The 23,553-nt window shown below is 47.6% G+C and carries 16 protein-coding genes; 13 read left to right on the forward strand and 3 right to left on the reverse strand.

Going from position 1 to position 23,553, the window contains the following annotated elements; all coding sequences use genetic code 11:
• The first annotated feature begins 246 nt into the window (after positions 1-246).
• From glmS to P150_RS17405, 11 genes are all read left to right on the forward strand, one after another.
• A complete protein-coding gene (gene glmS / locus P150_RS0103670; protein ID WP_028896525.1) occupies positions 247-663 on the forward strand; it encodes a methylaspartate mutase subunit S in 417 nt (138 codons plus the stop codon).
• A gap of 110 nt (positions 664-773) precedes the next feature.
• Entirely contained in the window at positions 774-2,156 is a 1,383-nt protein-coding gene (gene glmL, locus P150_RS0103675) for a methylaspartate mutase accessory protein GlmL (RefSeq protein WP_028896526.1), read from the forward strand.
• A gap of 348 nt (positions 2,157-2,504) precedes the next feature.
• Positions 2,505-3,962 (forward strand): methylaspartate mutase subunit E, encoded by a 1,458-nt coding sequence (locus P150_RS0103680; RefSeq protein ID WP_028896527.1) that lies wholly within the window; start codon positions 2,505-2,507, stop codon positions 3,960-3,962.
• Between the two features lie 224 nt (positions 3,963-4,186).
• Positions 4,187-5,422 carry a methylaspartate ammonia-lyase gene (locus P150_RS0103685; protein WP_028896528.1) on the forward strand — a complete coding sequence of 412 codons (1,236 nt, stop codon included), beginning with the start codon at positions 4,187-4,189 and terminating at the stop codon, positions 5,420-5,422.
• A 113-nt stretch (positions 5,423-5,535) separates the two neighbouring features.
• Complete coding sequence (locus P150_RS0103690; RefSeq protein ID WP_028896529.1) at positions 5,536-6,912, forward strand: acyclic terpene utilization AtuA family protein; 1,377 nt, start codon at positions 5,536-5,538, stop codon at positions 6,910-6,912.
• A gap of 27 nt (positions 6,913-6,939) precedes the next feature.
• Positions 6,940-7,260, forward strand: coding sequence for a DUF4387 domain-containing protein (locus P150_RS0103695; protein WP_028896530.1), 321 nt, complete (start codon positions 6,940-6,942; stop codon positions 7,258-7,260).
• A gap of 96 nt (positions 7,261-7,356) precedes the next feature.
• Complete coding sequence (locus P150_RS0103700) at positions 7,357-8,301, forward strand: hypothetical protein (RefSeq protein WP_028896531.1); 945 nt, start codon at positions 7,357-7,359, stop codon at positions 8,299-8,301.
• A gap of 179 nt (positions 8,302-8,480) precedes the next feature.
• Positions 8,481-9,323, forward strand: coding sequence for a fumarate hydratase (locus P150_RS0103705; RefSeq protein WP_028896532.1), 843 nt, complete (start codon positions 8,481-8,483; stop codon positions 9,321-9,323).
• A 188-nt stretch (positions 9,324-9,511) separates the two neighbouring features.
• Complete coding sequence (locus tag P150_RS0103710; RefSeq protein ID WP_028896533.1) at positions 9,512-10,069, forward strand: Fe-S-containing hydro-lyase; 558 nt, start codon at positions 9,512-9,514, stop codon at positions 10,067-10,069.
• Positions 10,070-11,434: 1,365 nt separating this feature from the next.
• A complete protein-coding gene (locus P150_RS0103720; RefSeq protein WP_028896534.1) occupies positions 11,435-13,918 on the forward strand; it encodes a leucine-rich repeat domain-containing protein in 2,484 nt (827 codons plus the stop codon).
• 8 nt (positions 13,919-13,926) lie between these two features.
• Positions 13,927-14,115, forward strand: coding sequence for a hypothetical protein (locus P150_RS17405; protein WP_155952916.1), 189 nt, complete (start codon positions 13,927-13,929; stop codon positions 14,113-14,115).
• 309 nt (positions 14,116-14,424) lie between these two features.
• Here P150_RS17405 and P150_RS0103725 read toward each other — a convergent pair whose 3' ends face one another.
• From P150_RS0103725 to P150_RS0103735, 3 genes are all read right to left on the reverse strand, one after another.
• Positions 14,425-15,237 (reverse strand): helix-turn-helix domain-containing protein, encoded by an 813-nt coding sequence (locus P150_RS0103725; protein WP_028896535.1) that lies wholly within the window; start codon positions 15,235-15,237, stop codon positions 14,425-14,427.
• A 202-nt stretch (positions 15,238-15,439) separates the two neighbouring features.
• On the reverse strand, positions 15,440-15,922 hold the full coding sequence (locus tag P150_RS0103730) for an N-acetyltransferase (protein ID WP_036932035.1): 483 nt from the start codon (positions 15,920-15,922) through the stop codon (positions 15,440-15,442).
• A 179-nt stretch (positions 15,923-16,101) separates the two neighbouring features.
• Positions 16,102-17,727, reverse strand: a complete 1,626-nt coding sequence (locus P150_RS0103735; protein ID WP_036932036.1) for a DUF6377 domain-containing protein — start codon at positions 17,725-17,727, stop codon at positions 16,102-16,104.
• A gap of 984 nt (positions 17,728-18,711) precedes the next feature.
• Here P150_RS0103735 and P150_RS0103740 point away from each other — a divergent pair.
• The gene (locus P150_RS0103740; RefSeq protein ID WP_051617531.1) at positions 18,712-19,896 is read left to right on the forward strand and encodes a penicillin-binding transpeptidase domain-containing protein; all 1,185 of its coding nucleotides are present in this window, start codon (positions 18,712-18,714) and stop codon (positions 19,894-19,896) included.
• Between the two features lie 348 nt (positions 19,897-20,244).
• Positions 20,245-23,529 (forward strand): DUF2723 domain-containing protein, encoded by a 3,285-nt coding sequence (locus P150_RS0103745; protein ID WP_028896539.1) that lies wholly within the window; start codon positions 20,245-20,247, stop codon positions 23,527-23,529.
• Positions 23,530-23,553: the final 24 nt, after the last annotated feature.

Below are 23,553 nucleotides of genomic sequence, written 5' to 3' on the forward strand. Positions count from 1 at the left end.
CTGTGGGAAATCAAGAGAAAAGATAGCAATTTGTAAGCACTCCCTATCAGCACGGAAATGCCTGTAACAGGGCTATTCGGGCATAAGTTTGTAAAAGTTGGTTATTGTTTCTTTCTTAATGTGAATTTATGTTATATTTTTTATTTTCTTCGGCTTATCTTTGTTTTTAAGAAATTAAGATTGTAAGTTTGCATTGAATTGAAGAATACCTACAATACAAAAACATTACAAAAAATACATATTGCTATGGAAAAAAAGACAATCGTAACTGGTGTGATTGGTGCCGACGCACACGCCGTGGGCAACAAAATCATCGCTTTTGCACTTGAACAGCACAATTACAACGTAGTGAACCTCGGTGTGATGGTGGCACAGGAAGAATACATCGCTGCCGCCATCGAGACCAATGCCGACGCCATCCTCGTGTCGTCAATGTACGGACACGGCGAAATAGACTGTCAGGGCTTCCGCCAGAAGTGCGACGAGGCAGGCCTTCAGGGCATTCCAATCTTCGTGGGCGGCAACCTCGTGGTGGGAAAGCAGAACTTTGAGGACGTGGAGAAGCGTTTCCTCGATATGGGATTCACAAAGGTATATCCTCCCGGAACAGACATTGAAATCTCTATCAAGGACCTCGACAAAGTACTGGGAAAGGAAGACTAAAAGGAAATACCTGACAGTTTTCTCACATTGTCATATTTCCCATTTCCTATTTAACATTTCACATTATCCCATTTAACATTTCCCATTTAACGTTAGGAAAGGAATACTAAATGAAGTACCTTACAGTAGACTTTGGCAGCACGTACACCAAACTGACAGCCATCGACGCTGAACAGGGAGAAGTGCTTGGCACAGCGTCTGCTTTCACAACCATTGAGACGGATGTGATGGAGGGATTCCGCAACGGACTTGCAAAGCTCGAGGCGAAAATCGGCACGTTTGCCTACGACCGTATGCTCTGCTGCAGCAGCGCGGCAGGCGGCCTGAAGATGGTGGCACTGGGACTCGTTCCCGAACTCACGGCAAAGGCTGCCAAGATGGCTGCGTCGAGTGCCGGTGCAAAGGTGGTAAAGACCTATTCGTTCGAGATTTCAAAGGCCGAACAGGAGGAAATCTACAACATCAATCCCGACCTCGTGCTGCTCTGCGGCGGCACGGACGGCGGCAACAAGGACGTAATCCTCGCCAATGCAAGGAGACTCTGCCAGATAGACCGCAATTTCTCCATCATAGCGGCAGGCAACAAGACTGCCTCCGACGAACTGGAGGAGATTTTCAAGGATTGTGGAAAGAAGTGTGTAATCACGGAAAACGTGATGCCGCAGTTCAACATCATCAACATTGAGCCTGCAAAGAAGAACATCAAGGAGCTATTCATCAGCCGAATCATAGAGGCCAAGGGACTCACCAAGGTGCAGGAGATGAGCGGTTTCGACATCATTCCCACGCCACTTGCCGTGCTCACGGGCTGCGAACTCCTGAGCAAGGGACACGGCAGGGACGAGGGCATAGGCGACCTGATGGCAGTAGACCTCGGTGGTGCCACTACCGACATCTACTCTATGGCGAAAGGCGAACCCACCATTGCCGAAGTGGTAACGAAGGGACTGCCCGAACCATACAGCAAGCGCACGGTGGAGGGCGACCTCGGTATGCGTTACAGCCTCACGGCGATGGCGGACGAAATCAGTATGGAGCTTTTCTCCGACGAAATAGGCATCCCACAGGAGAAAATCGAGAAATGGATAGAAACCTGTGCGGCGGCTCCGGCAACGCTTCCGAGCAACGACGAGGAGGCACGCATCGAGGAAGGACTGGCACGCAACGCCGTGAAGGTGGCAGTAGAACGCCACTGCGGCTATTTCGAGCCAGCCTACACGCCTATGGGACAGGTGTTCACGCTCACCGGAAAAGACCTCTCTGAAGTGCCCTACGTGGTGGGAATCGGTGGTTCCATCATCAACAACGCCCATCCCGAACGCATCCTGAACGGTGCCGAGAAGAAGGCTTCGCGCGATCCGATGTTTGCAAAGCCGAAAGCTCCGAAGTATATGCTCGACAAGAAGTATATCTTCGCTTCTATGGGATTGCTCAGCAGCTTCGAGCCGAAGGTGGCTCTGGCAATTATGAAGAAGGAGATTACGGCCATCTAAGAGCCGCCCATTGTGCCGACGCTCCGAGAACAGCATATTGCAGGCAGTTGAGAAAGAAACGGTACGGGATTCCGTTCCACACATATTGATATAAATATATATTTAAGGGGAAATAGTAAATTTATATATAGATATAAATATATAAACGAAGGGAAATCCAACACGATGCACCGAAGGGTTCAAGAGGGTCTGCCGCCTGAGAACAGACCCGTGGCAGACCTCCTACGAACAAGAAAGAATTAAAGAAGAATTAAAGAATAAAATAACAAAAACCGGCCCTTGACGAAAACGCTCCTCCACAGGAGCGCAGCGGGGAAGCGTCAGCTTCCGGGGCTTTTCACATTTGCTATGGAAATAAAGAATCAAAAACTTTCAAACGACGAGTTCTTCAAGGAAAGAGCTGACGTATTGACCCACTGGGAAACCGGAAAGGGCGTGGACTTTGAAGAGGCAGTAGAGTATCAGAAGAGCATTGCGCCCGAAAAACGCTTCGGCGCAAAGTTGCAGAAAGCCGTTGAAAGCGGCGACACGCTCATCCAGCCCCGTGCCGGTGTGGCACTCTACGACGAGCACATCAAGCTGCTTCAGTTCCTTGAGGAGGAAGGCGGTGCCGACCTGCTGCCTTCAACCATCGACAGTTACACCCGTTTGAACCGTTATAACGAATGTCAGATTGGTATCGACAAGAGTTTCGAGACGGGACGTTCTATGCTCAATGGTTTTCCGGCTGTAAACTACGGTGTGGACATCTGCCGCAAGGTTACATCGGCTGTAAAGAGTCCGGTGCAGGTGCGCCACGGAACTCCTGATGCCCGTCTTCTCACAGAAATTACCATCGCGGGGGGCTTCACTTCCTACGAAGGCGGCGGTATCTCCTACAACATTCCTTACGCCAAGAACCATCCTATCGACAAGGTAATCCGCCACTGGCAGTACACCGACCGTCTCTGCGGTCTCTACGAAGAAGCGGGCGTGAGCATCAACCGTGAGCCGTTCGGTCCGCTTACAGGTACGCTCATTCCTCCCTGTATCTCAAACACGGTGGCCGTTATCGAGGCTGTTCTCGCCGCCACACAGGGCGTTAAGGACCTCACGGTGGGCTACGGTCAGTGCGGTAATCTCATTCAGGACGTTGCCGCTATCCGTTCCCTCGACATTATGACACGCAAGTATCTTGACAAGTTCGGCTACAAGGATGCACGCGTAACCACCGTGTTCCACCAGTGGATGGGTGGTTTTCCACAGGACGAGGCAAAGGCTTTCGGCGTTATCTCTTGGGGGGCTGCCGCAGGTGCGTTAGCAAAGGCTACGAAGGTTATCGTGAAGACTCCTCACGAAGCGATGGGTATCCCTACGAAGGAGGCCAACGCTGCCGGTCTGCGTGCCACTAAGCAGGTCATCAATATGCTGAAGGACCAGAACTTCCGCGAAATCCCTGCCGTTGTGGAGGAAAGCGAAATCATTATGCAGGAAATGGAGTGCATTCTCAACAAGGTTGAGGAACTGGGCAAGGGCGACTGGGCAATAGGTACTTGCGCTGCCATCGAAGCCGGCGTTATCGACATTCCGTTCGCTCCGAGCAAGTATAATGCAGGCAAGGTGCTCCCTGCACGCGACAATCAGGGTGCTATCCGTTTGCTCAATATGGGCAATATGCCGCTGTCCGACGACCTCGTAATCTTCCACCGCCAGAAACTCGAGGAGCGTGCCAAGGCAGAAGGCCGTCCGGTAAGTTTCCAGATGGTTATCGACGACGTTTACGCTATCGGTAAGGGTGCGCTCGTTGGCCGTCCGAAGGATAAATAAACCTCTCACAGCATCCCCCTCTCCCTCCGAGAGGGGTGTTGCAGATAATGCCCTGACAGGGAAAATGCAGGGCAGCATCGCAGTTCCAGAGACTGAAAACATAGAATTTACAAAAACAGTTTATTAACAAAAAGACTAACTGCGGCATCCGGAAACTTGCTTCCGTGCAGAAAAGAAATCGGAAGAACTGAGCCGTAGAGACGTTCAATAAAATACCTTGTATTATGAAAATTAAAAAAGTAGTATGCGCACCCGGTAAGACAGGTTTCTTCTTCGACGATCAGAAGGCTATCAAGGCCGGTGCAAAGAACGATGGTGCTTTCTATGAAGGAAAGCCAGTAACACCGGGCTTCACGGCAGTTCGTCAGGCAGGTGAGTCTATCAGCGTGATGTTTGTTCTTGAGAACGGTGCCATCGCACACGGCGATTGTGCGGCAGTACAGTATTCAGGCGCAGGCGGCCGCGACCCATTGTTCCTCGCTGCTGACTTTATTCCTGTCATCGAGAAGGAAATCGCTCCTCTCTATGAGGGCAAGGACATCACGACTTTCCGCGAAATGGCAGACCTCGTTGATAAGAAGGTGGATGCCGAAGGCAAGAAATACCACACGGCTATCCGTTACGGCGTTACTCAGGCTTGTCTCGATGCAGTTGCAAAGAGCCAGTCAAAGCTGATGGCAGAGGTTGTTGCCGAAGAATACGGCACGGAGATTTCAAAGAACATCATCCCTATCTTCTCACAGTCTGGCGACGACCGTTATATGAACGCCGACAAGATGATTATGAAGGGTGCCGACGTTTTGCCTCACGCACTCTTCAACCACGTTGAGACAAAGGTGGGTCTCAAGGGCGAGAAAATCAAGGAATACATCGAATGGCTCCGCAACCGTATCATCAAGCTCCGTCCGGTGGAAAGCTACAACCCGACTATCCACATCGACGTTTACGGTACGCTCGGCATCGTGTTCAACAACGATTTCGAGGCTATCGCTAAGTACGTGGGCGAACTTGCCGAACTTGCTAAGCCGTTCCACCTGCGTGTGGAAGGTCCTGTTGATATGGGCGAGCGCGAAGCTCAGATTGACGCCTTGGCAGCAATCCGTGCAGCGATGGACCGCGACGGCATCGACGCTGAAATCGTAGCCGACGAATGGTGCAACACATTGGAAGACATCATCGCTTTCACAGAGAAGAAGGCAGGCCACATGGCACAGATCAAGACTCCGGACCTCGGTGGTATCAACAACACTATCGAAGCCGTGCTCTACTGCAAGGAGAACAATATGGGTGCTTACCTCGGCGGTACCTGCAACGAGACAAACCGTTCGGCTGAAGTATGCGCCAACATCGCAATGGCCACAAAGCCTGTTCAGTATCTCGCTAAGCCGGGTATGGGCGTTGATGAGGGCTATATGATCGTGTTCAACGAAATGAGCCGCATCTTGGCTCTCACAAAGTAATTAGGATTTCAGGGGAATGCTGAACTGGCGCAAAGCCTCATCGTTCAGCATTCCTTCGTAAAACAAACGCAAGAAAAAGTTTCCTGATTCAACATTCAAAACTCAAATATGCTATGGAAGAAATAAGAATACTTTCCACTACTGCCATCCTCGGCTATGGTTTTCCGATGGAATCATTCGTAGAAGGAATGAAGCGCAATCCACACGTGATTGCAGTAGACGCCGGTTCGTCAGACCCGGGTCCCTATTATCTCGGTGCAGGCAAGTCGTTTACAGACCGTAACTCCGTAAAGCGCGACTTGGAGATTATGATTCCTGCCGGTATCGAAGCCAAAGTTCCTGTTATCGTCGGCACAGCCGGCGGCAGCGGCGCGCGTCCTCACGTAGAGTTCGTGCTCGATATCATCCGCGAAATTGCCAAGGAAAAGGCACTTTCGTTCAAGATGGCCGTTATCCAGTCTGAATTTGAGAAGGACTTCATCAAGGAAGAACTCCGCAACGGCAAGGTAAATCCACTCGCTCCGGCAAAGCCTATTCAGGAAAAGGACATCGACGATGCAGTACACATCGTGGCACAGATCGGCGAAGAACCATACATCAAGGCTTTGGAAGAAGGTGCAGACGTGATTATCGCAGGCCGCTCCTACGACCCTTCCGTGTTTGCAGCCCTCCCTATCAAGGAAGGTTTCCCGAAGGGATTGGCTATCCACTTGGGCAAGATTCTCGAGTGCGCTGCAATCTGCGCCCTCCCGGGCAGCGGCAGCGACTGTATGTTCGGCTATCTGCACAAGGACGACTTCGTTCTCGAACCATTGTCGCCGCTCCGTAAGTGCACGACCTTCTCTATCGCAGGTCATACGCTCTACGAAAAGACCAATCCATACATACTGCCCGGTCCCGGTGGTGCCATCAATCTGCACGAATGCAAGTTCGAGCAGGTAGACGACAACAAGGTGCGTGTATCAGGCAGTAAGTTCGTTCCGACAGACAAGTACTACGTTAAGCTCGAGGGCGTGCGCCGTGTAGGCTACCGTACAATGTCGCCGGCAGCCGTGAAGGACCCTATTATGATATCAAAGATTGACGATATCATCAAGAATGTCCGCGAGCGTGTGGAGAACAACTTCGAGAAATACGGCCTGAAGGACTTCTTCCTCGACTTCAAGATTTACGGAAAGCGTGGCGTTATGGCTATGTTCGAGGGTGCTGAAGAAGCACATTCAGACGAATTGCTCATCATCATCGAGGCTGTGGCAGACACACAGGAAACAGCCAACACCATTTGCAGCTTTGCCCGAAGCACTATGCTGCACTACGGCTACGAAGGCCGCTACTCTACATCAGGCAACCTCGCATTCCCATTCTCCCCGTCGGACTGCAAGATGGGCGAAGTTTTCGAGTTCAACATCTACCACCTGCTGGAGGTAGACGACCCGACAAGTCTCTTCCCGATAGAGTACGTAAACTTCGAGAGAGGCGAAGCAAAGTAATCAACCCTATTAAATGAAATTACGATTATGGCAAAATATAATTTGGTAGACGTGGCTTCAGTAATTCGCAGCAAGAATTCAGGACCCTACGAACTCACATTCGACGTCATTTTCAAGGACTTCGATATGTACTATAAGGTGAAGGATGCAAAGATATTCAACGAAAAGATGTTCTGCGCACTCTATCACATCAAGGAAGAAGACATCATCAACATTGTACACTTCGACCCTGCAAAGGCCATCAAGATTACAATCGTCCGTCCTATTCCTTCAGGCTCGCTGGGCGAAACCGACGTTTACGGTGCACAGCAGCACGTTCCGCTGATGAAGAGTTCATTTGAATTGTAAATATAGTTGATAATGATAACGAGTGCCGCGGCAGCGACTGCGGCAACTCGTTATTTTCGTTGAAAAGAACACCATCACACTCAAACACCCTGCACTATGCTGAACCCTGCACAAGAATATCACATCGCGACTCAATACTTTGCTCCCCGCGGCAAAGAGCGTCTCATTTTCCTCGGAAACCATATCTCACAACGGCATCTTTCCTATCACGACCACCTCATCGGCATTATCGGCGATGCGGGATCGGGCAAATCATCGCTCATCAAGGGTATGTTCCCAGGACTGGAACTCGCCAACGACGACGACATCATCAATCCGCGCAAGATTATGCAGGCGAGGGATATGATTGCTATGGGCGAAATAAAGGAGACGTCGTCCTTCCATCTCGACATCCGTTTCCTTTCAGGATTCCTCCAGATGTGGGAGATTGCCGAGTTCGTCAGGACACTCATAGAGCATAAGAAGCGCGTGGTGGTGGAACACTTCAACCTCCTGCACCAAGCACTCGGGCGCAATGCCGACCTCATCGTGGGCATCGGCGAGGAAATCATCGTAACGCGTCCGACTATGTTCGGTCCCATTCCCGAAAGCATCTACGACATCGTTCATCAATCATTGAAGTACCGTCGTATGGCGCACACGGCAGAAGAAATCACACGCTATCTGTTGGAGGATAACTACGGGATCGATCCGAGCTCGTATTACTTCTCCGACATCAGAAACGGCTTCGTGATGAAGTTCAGCCACAAGGTGGAAATAGACCTCGAGGTCTTCGAGACCTGCATCAAGGAAGTGATTGCAAAGTCGCTGCCGGTAGCTTATTACGATGAGGAACACATCAAGATTGGCGACCGGATTGTGGATTGCGACGGCCCCCGCCTGCAGGTGAACAACACTTCTGAAATCCAGAATTTCGGACTCGTAAAGGAACTCATCTACGACGACCATACGAAGACCCACTGTCTTATCGGAATCGTAGACAACAACTGCACGGATATCCCAAACAGAAACACTCACTATTTCTTAGCAAGGAATATTTAAGAGACGAGGGAACGAGTTTACGAGGAAACAAGGAGACAAGTTTACAAGAGAACAAGGGGACAAGCAGATTACAACTGGAAACCTCCTTGTTCGCTCGTCCACCCGTTTACTTGTCCACTCATTAACTCGTCCACTTGTCCACTCGTAACCTCGTCCACTCCAAAACACAAACAACACTTATGAGAGAAATACAAGCAAGCAAGATAACAGAGTTGGTAGAAAAACTCTGCATAGAAGCGTGCTACGTGCTGTCCGACGACATCTATTCAGCACTCAACACACGCCGGAAAACAGAAAAGTCGCCATTGGCAAAGGAAATCATCGGCACCATCGTGCAGAACGCAGACATTGCCCGCAACGAACATTGCCCAATGTGTCAGGACACAGGTATGACCGTTGTTTTCATCCGGTGGGGACAGGACGTACACATCACGGGCGGATTCATCGAAGACGCCGTTAATCAAGGCGTTCGCCAAGGTTACAGCAAGGGCTATCTGCGCAAATCGGTAGTGAAAGACCCACTCGACCGTGTGAACACAACCGACAACACACCTGCCATCATCCACTACGAAATGGTACCGGGCGACGAATTTCATATCACCGTTTCGCCCAAAGGCTTCGGCTCTGAAAACAAGAGCGGCCTCAAGATGCTCACACCGAGTGCCGGCATCCCGGGCATAAAGAAATTCGTCATCGACACCATCTTCCACGCAGGCGGCAATCCCTGTCCTCCAATCATCGTCGGCATCGGCATCGGCGGCACGATGGAGCGAGCTGCCTACCTCAGCAAGAAAGCCCTCCTCCGCCCTGTCGGCAGCGTGAGCGACAACCCACAGGTGGCTCAGCTGGAGAAAGAACTCTTCGAGGAAATCAACAAGCTCGGCATCGGTCCTTGTGGATTCGGTGGCAGCACCACGGCACTCGCCGTAAACATTCTCGTAAACGCCACCCACATTGCCGGTCTTCCTGTATCGGTAAACATTGGCTGCCACGCTACGAGACACTCCGAAGGCGAACTCTAACCTCCTTTCCCGCATCTTCTCCAAAAGAAGCAGTTGCCAATCAGCAGCCGTCGCGGGAAATTCTCATCTTTCGTATCACACATTTAACACAACTACCTCCACCGTGCAGACGCAAGCTGAAGAACAAGGTGAAGTCTGTGCCCTCTCTCCAAAGAGGATAAAGGGAGGCAAAGCTACATCTTATATATATGGAAACAAAACGCATCTTATCCGCCCCGTTCACAGACGAAAAGATAAAATCGCTCAAAGCCGGCGATATGGTCTACATCTCGGGCACAATATACACAGCGCGCGACGCAGCCCACAAGCGTCTGTGCGAAATGATAGACGCAGGCGAGCCAATGCCTTTCGATTTTGAAGGACAAGTTGTCTACTATGCAGGCCCCTGCCCTGCCAAGCCCGGTCAGCCAATCGGTTCGGTAGGCCCCACCACCGGCGGCCGAATGGACGCCTATTCCCCGACGCTCATCAGTCTCGGACTTCGTTGTATGATTGGCAAAGGCTCTCGTTCTGAAGAAGTTATCGATGCTCTGAAGCAACACACCGGCGTCTACTTCGCAGCCATCGGAGGTGCCGCGGCACTGATGGCGAAAGCCGTGAAGGAAGCTGAAGTTATCGCCTTCGACGACCTCGGCACTGAAGCCATCCGCAAGCTCCGCGTGGAAGAACTTCCCGTAATCGTTGCCATAGACTCAGAAGGCAATGATATGTACAAAATCGGAGTTGAGAAGTTCAGACAGGAATAAAAACTCTGGTTTAGATAGAAAATCGGGTACAAACAGGAAAACTCAGGCAGGAATAGAAGTTAGGGCAAGAATAGAAATTAAGTTCAAACAGAAATTATTCTATTCCTCCCCCACTCCGTTTCAAAGCCTGAAACCATCGGAAACAACACTTTCCATAAAACAAAACACAGCCTGTTGGTGGAGTTTAGTCAGCAAATACCTAACTCTGCCAACAGGCTTTTTGTTTATATTCAGAATGAAGAAGATATGCTTTATTCTAAATTCCTCAAACCCTCGCTATTTATATTAGGAATGAAATAATTCAAAACATCATTCTCCTGTCATTTATGTTCATTGCAATAAGCAACAGTATGCCAACAGTAAGTAAGCCGAAGTTGAACATCTTTGCACTCCAGAATTTCGACTTCAGTGCCGGAGTATCAATATGTCTGGCATATTCGTAAAAGATTTCTCTCTGTCTCTCATTCCGAAAGAACACGATATATTCAAGAGCTATCATAATATATGCCCAGACAACAGGTTTATCAATATGATGTTGGAATCAAAAATCAGACACACGAAATAATCTATTCGCAATAGCAAGAAGAAAGATAAAAGACAATGCAAGGCATAGAACGTCTCATCTTAGACAAAGAAGTGGGGATTTCCTGTAAACAAATATTTTCCTAAAAAACTACTCACTTACTATTTTAAAAAATATTCGTCTCAAATGTGTTTTACAATCTTCGGATAAATGCGTTCTATTCTTCGCACAAACGCAGCATAATCTTCGCAAAAATAGCCTCCATTTTTCGCAAGAATGAAAAACAGAGGAAATAATGTTGATTAGCAACAACTTACCAAATTGAACAAGGAACAAGAGATTAGAAGCGTCATTGAACTGTAACTGGGAAGGAAAATAAATCAACCGATAATTTAGTTATCTTCTAAACTCAAATAACACTCGAATTAAGGACAAATATACTAAATAAACAAGCGATGAATTTATAACTTTGATATATCAACAAATCATAAACAAAACATAGATAGATGATTTGACAAAAATCATCATCAAAGATAAAGCACAGAAAGATTTAATATAAATAAAAACACGTTAAACATTGTAAAAACGGGGGGGGTGTTAAAAAATAATCTATCTTTGCATCGCAAAAAAAACAGTAGAGTAATAAAATTAAAGATATTGGTAAGACATTGAAAAAAAACAGAGAGTAATAAAATTAAAGATATTGGTAAGACATTGAAGTGTAATTTACAATAATCTTCCAATATACTTAGCCATTTTTCTAAAGTTAATTAATTATTTTGATGAAAATGTACATAAAAGAAAAAACATATGTTTTACTCGCATTCCTATCAGTTTTATGTATGGCAGGATATGCAGCTCCGCAAAGTGCAATTATCGGTGGTATTACTTATAGTGGAGATGATGCTCAGCTTTCAAACGGAGCTTCAGTTACGAAAATTGACCAGTCGGTTTCTGGCGCAGTTGTCATACCCAAAACAGTAGAGTTAGGTGGTAAAACGTTTGAGGTAAAATCCTTAAATGGTTTTATCTTCAGAGGAAGTAACATAACTTCACTTACATTGCCAGTAAGTATCAGGAACATACCTGCCTCTTCATTAGGAGTATCGGACAAATTGGAGGAAATAAAGTTCGACGGCGACAATCCTAATTTTACAGTAGAAGATGGAATACTTTACAATAAGAATAAGACCACACTCATTTATTACCCTGCGGCTAAAAACGTGGATGGTTATACACTACCATCGACTGTAACCACACTTGGTGGAAGCGCTTTCTCGCGCAATAAATCGATGACTTCATTTAAAATTCCTGTAACCATAACAAATATTGAAAACGGTGGCGGCGATGCTGGTATAGGTGTTTATGGACCGTTTTATGCTTGCGAGAATCTTAAAACTGTAACTTTTGCTGCAGGCAGTACCATTAAGCGAATAAGTAATTTTTGTTTTTCCAAATGTTATTCGCTCGAAACTGTTAATTTCCCCGAAACCATTACAGAGGTAGCCTACTACGGAATGAATGATTGTACAAAGTTTCGTGGTCCTTTACCCAAGTATCTTGAAAAGATAGGACGATGTGGCTTCCAAGACTGCGATGCACTCACAGAAATTGTTTTTCCAGTAACAATGAAAGAGTTGGGCAGCGAGGCATTTAATGTTTGCGACAACATTACCAAGGTGGTCATTCCCGATGAATGCCCTCTTAGGGAGATTTCTTTCCATTGCTTTGCTTATAATTATAAGCTCAAAGACTTGCAGATATCAGATAATATTACCATCATTCATAGTGGTGCTTTTACAAGTTGCAATTCCTTAACAGAAGTCAAAATGCCTGAACATCTGAAGGAAATTCGTGAAAGTGCTTTTGAATATTGTCGAGGACTGAAAAAAGTAGATTTCAAAAATGAACTTGAACTCATAGGACACGATGCTTTCGCCTGGTCTTCTGTTTTAGAGGACTATACTTTCCCAGTATCACTCAAAACAATAGGTGTTGGTGCGTTTATGCGCACAAATGCTACTGCTGTTAATATTCCTGCCAATGTAACTTCTATTGGTGGTGCTGCATTTGCCCGAAACCAAAAACTCACAGCCTTTACGGTGGATGAAGCCAATACTGCCTACAAAGTTATAGAGGGAATCCTTTTTACCAAAGATGCCAAAACCCTTATGGCTTATCCGGCTGCCTCCACACGAAATGTGAGTTATACAATTCCGGCTCGTGTGGAGACCATACACGAGGGAGCATTTTCAGATGCAACCCTCACTCACATCACGTTGCCGTCTTCGCTGAAAACCATATATAATGGTGCTTTTGCATACAATGGTAATCTTACCGAACTCACGATTCCTGCTTCGGTAACAGAAATAGCTCGTGTATCTCAAAAAAACTATGGAATGTATTCCGAGAATATCATTTTGGGAACAAATATTAGAAGTATCTATCTGCTTAACCCAACTACACCACCAGTTATTGTAAATCCCAATTACCAATATCCAAAACCTGATTATTCTGGTGTGGAAAAAATGAAAATCTATGTGAAGAAAGCAGCTTATGAAAGCGGAATATATCAAGCTGCCGATGGATGGAACAAGTATCAAAACTATGCCTATAAGATACCGGCCAAGATGAACGAGAACGGAGTATCTACATTAGGCAGAGACTTTGATGTGGACTTGTCAGAAGCGGAAGTAACAGCATACCTTGCCGAGTCGGCATCAACTGCCGGAAACAATGTATATGTTACTATGCGCGAAGTATCTGTGGGAGGAAAAACTCCGGGAAAGTACATTCCCTCACGTACAGGTGAATACGAGCACAATGGCATAGCTTATGAAACATACACAGGTGCATTGCTCAAAGGTACGGCAGGCAGCACATTTACCTATACCATCGGCGAAAGCGACGACGCCAAAGTAGAGACTTCGGCTAAGAATTATCTCTTGGCTGTAACTGATGCAACAGTAATCGCCCCATCAAAGAATGTGGGAGGCGAAGAATATACCAATCTTCTGCTCAAAGATGGTAAATTCCGCTATGCCATAAGCACCGGCACTGTGCCTTACAATCGCAGCTACCTGTCTATGCCTACAAGCATAATAGGTTCCTACAATGCAGCAGCCCCTGCCAAGCAATTCATATTCCAATTTGAGAATACAAGTGCCACAACGGGTATTGATGGCGTTCCTGCTACGGAGAATAAGGCGACTCAAGGTACTGAAACTGATAATAACCGGCCTTGGTACAACATTAAGGGCGAGCAAGTAAATCATCCACAGCGTGGAATTTATATCCAACGTGGAAAGAAAATAATCATAAAATAGAAAAGGATATGAAAAAGATATATAATAGTCCACAATCCAGCATCGTAAAGATAGGCACGACAGGAGAGGTTATGGATTTTAACATACCAGTGAGTGGAGGAACTACTCCAGAAGAAACAGATAGCAAGGAATACCATCCTTCTGAAGATGTATGGGATGAAGAGTTCTATTCTGATTCTTTACAACAAGAAGATTGAATATGATTTAACGTGGGTTTTACGAACCTAAAATAGAAAAAGCTGTGCATTAATGTTTTTTGTACATTAATACACAGCTTTTTTTGAAACATACAATACTAAAATGGCACCTAATAAGTGTATGATAAAGTTGTCAAAGACTTAGCTCTGAATGCTCTACTTTCGCAAATGCACTTAAGCCCGCCAATAACGGCTTCAATAGCATAAATCAACCATTACCTCTAATAATCATAGAATTTACAGTTGATTAAATTCGTTGAACTAACATTTACCTTCCAATCCGAGGTCAGCTGAACAGCCAACGCCTCTCTACTCCCTCAGCTGCGACGGATTCACGCCAAGATGTATCTGCATATAGCGCGTGAAGTAGGCCACGGACGAGAAATTGAAGAGGTCGGAAATCTCGCTCATCGGCATTTTTGTGGTGCGCAGCGTGCGCTGAAGGTCGGCAACGGTAAAGTGCGTTATCCAGTAGTTGGCACTGTGCCCGCTCACCCTCTTCACCACTTCCGAAAGATGCTTTGCCGTAACGAAGAGCTTGTCGGCATAGAAAGGAATGTTGCGGTGCGCACGGTATTCGCCCGCCTCGAGCATTGCGAAAAATTCCGTAACGAGCGAAGACGACTGCATAGAGATGTCCCTGTGCCCATAAACACGGCTCGAGAAGTCGAAACAGTCGAGGAAGAACTGCCAGCAAACGGCCATCATCATCTCGAACCGGAATTTGTTGTCGGTTCGGCTCAACTGATAGAATATGTTTTCATAGTCCCTGTTCCACCGTTCACGCTCAATTTCGTTAAGTTCCAGCACCGGATCGGCATTCAGAAGCAGAATGTGGCGGATGGTGTAACTGGACCTCTGTGCGGCAAGTTCGAGGAATTTGGGCGAGAAAAACAAGCCTTCCACCCTGAAGTCCCCGCTTGGACACACCTGCTTGAGAAGACGGGTTTTGCTCGTAATGACAAGGCTTCCCGGTTTAAGCTCCTTCTGCTCGCCATTGAAACTAAACGAACACGAACCCTCGACACACAATGCGTGCAAAACCATATCGGCAGTCCTCGAATCATCGAGCAGACTCAGGTCGTCTACTCTGATAATCCATTCATCTTTGTACTCAATCATAATCCCAAAGCGTGTTTTATCATTTTATTGTCGGTGCAAAGATACGAATTATCCGTAAGAATAACAAAGTAATACGCAAAATTTCAATGTCCGGTTTGGTTTAGCCCAACAGAGAATTATCGGGTTATGCCGATTGTTATTTTTGTCCTTGCGAGGGCAGTTTGCGCCGGATTTCGTGGAAACTCTCTGCTACGGAAATCCGTCAGACTTTCTTTTGGAAAGCCACTCGTGGGTCTCCATTCGCAAGATAGATAATGCCGCAGCGCGTGAAGCCGTATTTCGTCAGCAGTATCTGCATCGTCCGGTTGTCCTCGTGGGTGTCAATTCGGACAGTATCGGTCTGCCGGAAAGCATATTCCAGCACTCTGCGCATCACGCCACGAACGTTTTCGCCCGAAGCAATGCGATGAATCACGCAATAGGGATTATTGTTCAGCCACGCACCTTCGTAAATCGCCGCATAGGTAGGGTCGGGTCCCTGCATAAGCACAAAGGTGGCAACAGGCTTTCCGTCCTCTTCCACCACGTAGCTATTGCCCAGACGAATATCCTCCTCTATCGTTTCGCGCGAAGGATAGCCGTTTACCCATTGGCTCACATTGCCTTCCGCCACCATCTTTTTCCTTCCTTCATCTATCAGACGAAGCACAATATCAATCTCTTCTTTCCGTGTTTTGCGAATCATATCTAATATTTTTTCAGGCGACGAGCTTACAGGAGGACAGGAGGACGAGAAAACTTGCTTTGCCTACTGCCATTCCCGGATCACTTTCCTTCATCCCTTTATATTAATAAGGTAATATACCTGTACGCTCGTAAACTTGTCCTCTCATCCACTTGCTCACTTGTTTCCTCGTCTCTCCTCTACTCATACACTCCAATCATCTTTACAAGCTCCTCAAAATTCTCTCTGTCCTTCGCCCGAGCCTTCAGTTTGGAGCGATAAGTATAGATGGTAGTGATGCTCGAGCGAAGAATGGAGGAAATTTTAGAATTATCCTGAATGCCCAAGCGAATAAGGGCAAGGATTCTAAGTTCGGTGGTCAATCGCTCACCCTGTTTCGGTATTATCTTCCCATCTGAAACAAGAAGTTCGTTCACGTCGCTTACGAAGTTCGGATAGATGTTCAGGAACGCTCCGTCGAAGTTTTCATAGAAGATTTTTGTGCATTCGGCTATGAAGGCATTCGATTTCAGCTCCGAATAGAGTTCATCCATCTTCTTTTCACGTGCCAGCCGGTTCTGGAACTTGTGCTGAACGTCCGCCCTGTCGATGATGGTTGAAGAGAGTTCGAGGAAACGGCTGATGTACTCGTCCTTCAGCTTGTTGCCCTCGCGCATCTGTCCGTTCGCCTGCTGGAGGTCTTCCACGGCATCGTTCAGCTTCTGGCTCATCTTATACACCTGCTTGTTCATGTCCCTGTAACGCCTTAACAACTTGCCGATTATGACAACTCCCACTATCAGCAGCAAGGCAATGACGGTCAAGACAGCCATCTGTATTCGGATATGCCGGCTCTGCGCCTCCTTGTTGGCGGCGTAAACCTTCTGGATCTCGGGTATCAGCTCCGACGCCTGACTGTTTCTAAGGCGCGTGCCATAGAAATTTGCCTCGTCGATGGAGATATTCAGATACCTGTAAGCACGCTCCACGTCGCCTTCCTCAAAGAGCAGCGAAGCCAGTTTGCGCAACGCCTGCGTCTCCTTCGTGGCAGACTCTATATCTGCCATTGCGCTCATTATCAGATACTTTTTGCAATTTTCCCTGTCGCCTATCTGCTCGTAGTACGACGCTATATTGCTGGCAATCATAGCATATTCGTGCTCGTTCGTCTCCCACTCCGAGAGATAAGGCTCAAAAAAGTTCAATGCCTCCCGATTCTTGTTGGCACTGCTCATCACGGCCGCCTGCGTGGACTTGTAGAGATAGGAATCGGGCGATGCTATTTTCAGAATCTTCTTCTTGTATTCCAATGCCTCGGCACTGTATCGCTCGTGGATGACCGTGTGGCTTGAAAACTCCGACATCAGCGTTAGCTGCAAGTTCCAAGCCTCGTAGTAGCTCACGAGCAAATCTCTATCCAGTTCCTCCTCCTTTATATGCTCCAGAATCTCCTTCGCCTCGGTGAAAAGCCCGGCCAGACTGTGTATGTGCGCCTTCTTTATCAATGCCTCGTTCCTGCAATCCCTGTCGTTCGTCCGCTCGGCATACCGAAGCAACCTATCCGAATACACAAGGGCAGAATCGAACTTAAAGGAGGCATACTCCGTATAAAGACGGCTGCAGATTTCATAGCACTGCCTGCCGGTAAGCCCAGGGGTAAGCAGTTGCTGCCGGATGGTCTTTATGTAGTTGATGCGCTCGGTGGTAATCTTGTCGCTCTGCTCTATGAGCGCATCAAGTTTATCGTACTCTCCATCGGCGTAGGCCGACGTTCCGAGCATAAAGCACAATATAATAAGGAGTATTCTGTGCATAGCGATGTTCATATTTATAGTCAGTATTTTCTCTGAACAGAGAATCAGAGCAAAATTACAGAAAAAAATCGAGGGAAGCAAGGTATAAAAGAAAAAGCACACTCAGACTCACGTCTAAGTGTACTTTGAGTTTAGCTTACTGTTGATTGAGAAAATGTTAACCTAATTTATCCGAAATTATCATTACTCAAACTTACCACGCTTGGTAAAATGTGTTCGGCATAATTATCTAATTATTACTTATTCTATCTACTAAAAAGTATAACTGCATATAGTAACTTAATTACGATGCAAAGGTATGAAAAAGAATCCATACCACCTAATCAATCTAAATTAAATCTAAATATATTCTAAGCGTATAAAATTAATAAACATCTGTTTTTCAATTAGTTAATTAAAAAATAAAAATGGATAATAACGGATAATATCTAAATATAAATAAACTGATAAGTGTATTTCAGCTATTCATTATTCCACAAATTCAGGCAAATTTTCCCGATATTCGGAGGCAGATACGCTATGAAAAAGCTGTTCTTCGCCCAACTTTCCCATCTTACTGCCGCTGCCCTGCCACCATACAGCATTGAGGCAGATTTCACGTCAAATTCATACACATTTCAAGTATCCGAAGATTACATTCCAGTCTTCGCAAAAACACACACCAAATGTGCGAAGAATGGAACGCAATCTTCGCACATCTGAAAGCAAGAAAATACCATCTGATTATCAGCAACTTACAAATATAAAAAGAAATAAGTAAAGGAATGTGCAAGTTGAGTGGTTTTTAAAAGAATATTTTGTATTTTTGCAGCCACGTTGAAAAAGAGGGGACGAGGGAACGAGGAGCCAAGTTCACGAAGGGACGAGAGGACAAGTTTACAAGGAGACAAGTTTACAAGGGAACGAGTTTACGAGAGGACGAGGAGACAAGGAAGATACATTAAATAAAACAAGAATAACAACAAAAATAACAAAAACAACATAAGGAAAAACTAAATGAACAGATTAAAAATCACGCTGATTGCTGCCCTGTCGCTAATGGCAGCATCGATCACGGCACAGGAATACCACGGGGAGATGGAGAGAATCTATCCCAATCAACCCACGACGGAGAAGAAGCCGACCACAACGGCTGCACTCAAGACAAATAAACAGAACCAGATACCTATCGGGGAAAATCCTTCCACGCTCCTACCCTACCTTCAACAGTTGGGTACGGAACTGCTGAAGGGGAAGACCGGCAGCATCGTTACCGAAGATCCTGCAACGGGCGAAATCCTCTGCCTCGTAACCAATTCTCCTTCAGGGCCTGACGACAATCTCGCCATCGCTACGGCCTATGCGCCCGGCTCTACATTCAAGGTGGCACAGGCTCTCACGCTCCTTTCAGAAGGCATCGTAACCACCAAGTCGAAGATTGGCTGTTTGGGAGCATACAATGACGGAACGCTGAAAGTGGGTTGCCACAAGCACGGTTCGCCCCTCCAAATTCCCAATGCGCTCGCCTTCTCGTGCAACACGTGGTTTCTGAAAGCCTTCACGCTGATGATTTCCAACACCAAGAAATACGGCAGCAAGGAAAACGCCATCGACGTTTGGCGCGACTATATGGTAAGTATGGGGCTGGGCGGACCGACAGGCATCGACCTCCCGGGCGAAAAAGGTGGTCTTGTGGCCAATTCTTCCTACCTAAGCCGCAGATACCCATCGGGTTGGACGCCGAGAACCATCATCTGGGCAGGTATGGGACAGGGCGACATCACGGCCACACCGCTCCAACTCTGCAATCTTGCTGCAACGGTTGCCAACCGTGGTTGGTACTATCCTCCCCACATTCATCGCGGCACAGCCGAACAGCCGCTCCAGCCAAGATACACCACACGAAAGGAAACGAAGGTTGCACCGGCTGCATATTCGTCCGTGGTAAACGGAATGAGGGCGGCAGTTCAGTGCGGAACGGCAGCCGGAATCAACACGCCTGCCTATTCGATATGCGGCAAGACGGGAACGGTTGAGAATAGAGGTAAAGACCATTCGGTTTTTATAGGCTTCGCACCGATGTACAGCCCAAAGATAGCAATTTCCGTTTTTATTGAAAATGGCGGCTTCGGAGCCGACGTAGCTGCCCCGATTGCTGCCAAAATCATCAAAGCATATATGGGCAGACAGGCTGTGAAGTAGTTCGGGAGAATCCCGAACTTAAGGGGACAAGGGAACAAGGGGACGAGTTTACAAGGAAGTAAGTTTATAAGAGGACAAGGAGATGAGGAGACAAGGGAACAAGAAAACCACAAGATAATTAAAGAACTATCAGAAGAATCCTGATATTTCCGAATCCACATTTATTCCGAGTTCGGGCAGGGAATAAAGGAAGAAGAACAGTTACAGGCATACGCTTAAATTTAAAAGATGATTAAAAACTTACATTATAAGATGTAAATATAAATTTATATTATTATCTTTGCAGCTGATTATCTTGAAATAACAAACTCCGCCGAAACACAGGACGGACAAAAAATAGTTCTATAAATGAAAAAGTTTAGAATAGTAGACAATACGCTCGGATGGCTCGCCTTTCTGATTGCAGCCGTGGTATATTGCTCTACCATCGAACCGACAGCCAGTTTCTGGGACTGTCCTGAATTCATTACCACAGGCTACCGACTCGAAGTTGGCCATCCTCCCGGGGCACCTTTCTTTGCCCTGACTGCAAACATCTTCACACAGTTCGTGAGCGACCCTACACAGGTGGCACGAATGGTGAACACGATGAGTGCCTTGCTCTCGGCAACGTGTATTATGTTCCTCTTCTGGACCATTTCCCACCTCACGCGCAAGCTCATCGTCCGCGACGGCGAGGAGATTTCTCTCGGCAAGCTCATCGCCATCGAGGGTTCGGCACTCGTGGGTGCGCTCATCTACACGTTCAGCGACACGTTCTGGTATTCAGCCGTTGAAGGCGAGGTCTATGCTTATTCATCTGCATTCACGGCCGTTGTATTCTGGCTGATTCTCAAGTGGGAAGACAATGCCGACAAGCCGCACGCCGACCGTTGGCTCGTTCTCATTGCCTATATGACAGGTCTTTCAATCGGTGTCCACCTTCTGAACCTGCTCTGCATCCCTGCAATCGTATTGGTCTACTATTACAAGCGTGTGCCCGAGGCAAATCTCAAGGGTTCGCTCTTGGCACTTGGCGTATCCGGCATGCTCGTTGCAGCCGTGCTCTATGGCGTTGTACCGGGCATCATCACCGTCGGCGGTTGGTTTGAACTTTTCTTTACCAACACGCTCGGAATGTCTTTCAACACGGGTACAATCGTCTATCTCTTCCTGCTCATCGGTTCATTCGTCTGGGCTATCAGCGAAACCTACAAGAGCAACAACATCAAGCGCGAGAATCTTGCTTTCATCATAGCGTTTGCCCTCATCGGTATTCCGTTCTACGGCTACGGCTGGAGCGCATTCATCATTGGTGTCATCATTCTCTTCGCCCTCTTCCGTGTACTCCTCCTCAAGAAGAAAGCAGGCAAGAAAGAGCCGAGCGCATACTACGTAACATCACGTATGAAGAATACGGCGTTGCTCTGTATGTTTATGATGATTATCGGTTATTCCACCTACGCAATGATCGTAATCCGTTCTACAGCCAACCCGCCGATGGACCAGAACTCTCCGGAAGACATCTTCACACTGGGCAGCTATCTCAGCCGTGAGCAGTATGGCGACCGTCCTTTGTTCAGCGGTCAGGCATACACAAGCAATGTGGTTGATTACGTGGAAGACGGAAAGCCGGTCTATCAGCGCAAGGAGAAAGCCTCAGCAGCTGAGAAGGACTCTTATTTCATCGTGCGCCGCAAGGGCAGAGCCGTCTACGATCACACGATGCTCTTCCCACGTATGTACGACAAGGGACACGCTCAGCAATACGAAATGGTAATGGGCGGCGTGGAAGGCCGCGATGCTGACGGTGTTAAGATGCCTACACAGTGGGAGAACCTCCGGTTCTTCCTCGGCTATCAGTGCAACCATATGTACTGGCGATACTTTATGTGGAACTTCGCAGGCCGTCAGAACGACATTCAGAGCGATGAAACCATTGAGCACGGAAACTGGATTACAGGTATCGGCTTCATAGATAATATAATGTATGGCGACCAGTCTCTGCTGCCCGACGAGCTGAAGGAAAACAAGGGACACAACGTCTACTACTGTCTGCCGCTCCTGCTCGGACTCATCGGACTCTTCTGGCAGGCTTGGCGCGGAAAACGCGGCATCCAGCAGTTTTGGGTGGTGTTCTTCCTCTTCTTTATGACAGGCTTGGCGATTGTGATTTACCTGAATCAGACACCGGGTCAGCCACGTGAGCGCGACTATGCCTATGCAGGGTCGTTCTATGCCTTCGCCATCTGGTGTGGTCTGGGTATCGCAGCTATCTACGACTGGCTCAAGAAATTCAAGGTTTCGGGCACGGTCGCAGCGGCTATCGCATCGGTTGCAGGTCTCATAGTGCCTCTGCAAATGGCTTCCCAGAACTGGGACGACCACGACCGTTCGGGCAGATACACGGCACGCGACTTCGGACAGAACTATCTCAACTCCCTACAGACGGAAGGAAATCCTATCGTATTTACCAACGGCGACAACGATACCTTCCCACTCTGGTACAGTCAGGATGTTGAAGGCGTGCGCACGGATGCACGTGTCTGCAACCTTTCCTACTTGCAGACCGACTGGTATATCGACCAGATGCTCCGCCCTGCCTACGATTCTCCAAGTGTTCCTATCAGTTGGCCGCGTCTGGATTACGTAGAAGGCACAAACGATTTCGTACATATCAGGCCTGATATGAAACAGGACGTGCTCGCACTCTATGCACAGGATCCGGAGAGCGCACGCCAGACCTTCGGCGACGATCCGTTCGAGCTGAAGAATGTACTCAAATACTTCGTCCGTGCAAGCGATCCCCGCAACCGTGTCATCCCGACGGATACCGTTTACGTAACGATCGACAAGGATGCCGTCCGCAAGAGTGGAATGATGCAGCCGGGCGACAGTATCCCCGACCGTATGGCAATTGCGCTCGGTGGCCGCAATGCGCTGTCAAAGTCGGACCTTATGATGCTCGAAATGATAGCAAACACGAACTGGACCCGTCCGTTGTACGTGGCTGTAACCGTTGGCAGAGAGAACTTTATGAACCTCGGCGACAACTTCATTCAGGAAGGTCTTGTGAACCGTATCACGCCATTCTACACCAAGGACGGCAAGAATTACGACACGGAGAAGACCTACGACGTGATGATGAACAAGTTCAAGTGGGGCGGTGTGTCCACCAAGGGCATCTATCTCGACGAAACCGTGATGAAGATGTGTTACAGACACCGCATAGAAATGGTTATGCTCGCCCAGCACCTGCTTGCAGAGGGCAAGAAAGACAAGGCTCTCAAAGTGTTGGCAAAGGTGGAAAAGGAAATCCCCGACTACAACGTTCCGGTTACCATTTACAGCGGTTCGGGCGAAATGGCACGGGCTTACGCAGCACTCGGGCAGCAGAAGAAGGCCGATGCCATCTTCAACAAGTTGTGGAAAACGGCGCAGCAGTACATCGCTTTCTACGATTCATTCCAAGGCGAACGCTACAACAGAGTGTCTGAATCGGCTGAAAGCAAGTTGCAGGAAATGTCAAGACTCATTATGTACAATGAGGGCAACGGGCAATGGCGCGCCCAGAAAGCGGCTGAATTGGAGAAGCTGATGAAGGCACATACTGCCAAAGGCGGTCAGTTGCGATTCCTTGAATTTTCAGAATAAAAAAAATCAGGCTGTTTCTGATTG

Origin of the sequence: Prevotella sp. HUN102 (assembly GCF_000688375.1) — a bacterium.
Taxonomy (GTDB): Bacteria; Bacteroidota; Bacteroidia; order Bacteroidales; family Bacteroidaceae; genus Prevotella.

Coding starts and splice junctions, on each gene's coding strand:
- glmL (WP_028896526.1), top strand. CDS start 774: ATGAAGTACCTTACAGTAGACTTTGGCAGCACGTACACCAAACTGACA.
- P150_RS0103685 (WP_028896528.1), top strand. CDS start 4,187: ATGAAAATTAAAAAAGTAGTATGCGCACCCGGTAAGACAGGTTTCTTC.
- P150_RS0103730 (WP_036932035.1), bottom strand. CDS start 15,922: ATGATTCGCAAAACACGGAAAGAAGAGATTGATATTGTGCTTCGTCTG.
- P150_RS0103725 (WP_028896535.1), bottom strand. CDS start 15,237: ATGATTGAGTACAAAGATGAATGGATTATCAGAGTAGACGACCTGAGT.
- P150_RS17405 (WP_155952916.1), top strand. CDS start 13,927: ATGAAAAAGATATATAATAGTCCACAATCCAGCATCGTAAAGATAGGC.
- P150_RS0103720 (WP_028896534.1), top strand. CDS start 11,435: ATGGCAGGATATGCAGCTCCGCAAAGTGCAATTATCGGTGGTATTACT.
- glmS (WP_028896525.1), top strand. CDS start 247: ATGGAAAAAAAGACAATCGTAACTGGTGTGATTGGTGCCGACGCACAC.
- P150_RS0103695 (WP_028896530.1), top strand. CDS start 6,940: ATGGCAAAATATAATTTGGTAGACGTGGCTTCAGTAATTCGCAGCAAG.
- P150_RS0103690 (WP_028896529.1), top strand. CDS start 5,536: ATGGAAGAAATAAGAATACTTTCCACTACTGCCATCCTCGGCTATGGT.
- P150_RS0103735 (WP_036932036.1), bottom strand. CDS start 17,727: ATGAACATCGCTATGCACAGAATACTCCTTATTATATTGTGCTTTATG.
- P150_RS0103710 (WP_028896533.1), top strand. CDS start 9,512: ATGGAAACAAAACGCATCTTATCCGCCCCGTTCACAGACGAAAAGATA.
- P150_RS0103740 (WP_051617531.1), top strand. CDS start 18,712: ATGAACAGATTAAAAATCACGCTGATTGCTGCCCTGTCGCTAATGGCA.
- P150_RS0103745 (WP_028896539.1), top strand. CDS start 20,245: ATGAAAAAGTTTAGAATAGTAGACAATACGCTCGGATGGCTCGCCTTT.
- P150_RS0103700 (WP_028896531.1), top strand. CDS start 7,357: ATGCTGAACCCTGCACAAGAATATCACATCGCGACTCAATACTTTGCT.
- P150_RS0103705 (WP_028896532.1), top strand. CDS start 8,481: ATGAGAGAAATACAAGCAAGCAAGATAACAGAGTTGGTAGAAAAACTC.
- P150_RS0103680 (WP_028896527.1), top strand. CDS start 2,505: ATGGAAATAAAGAATCAAAAACTTTCAAACGACGAGTTCTTCAAGGAA.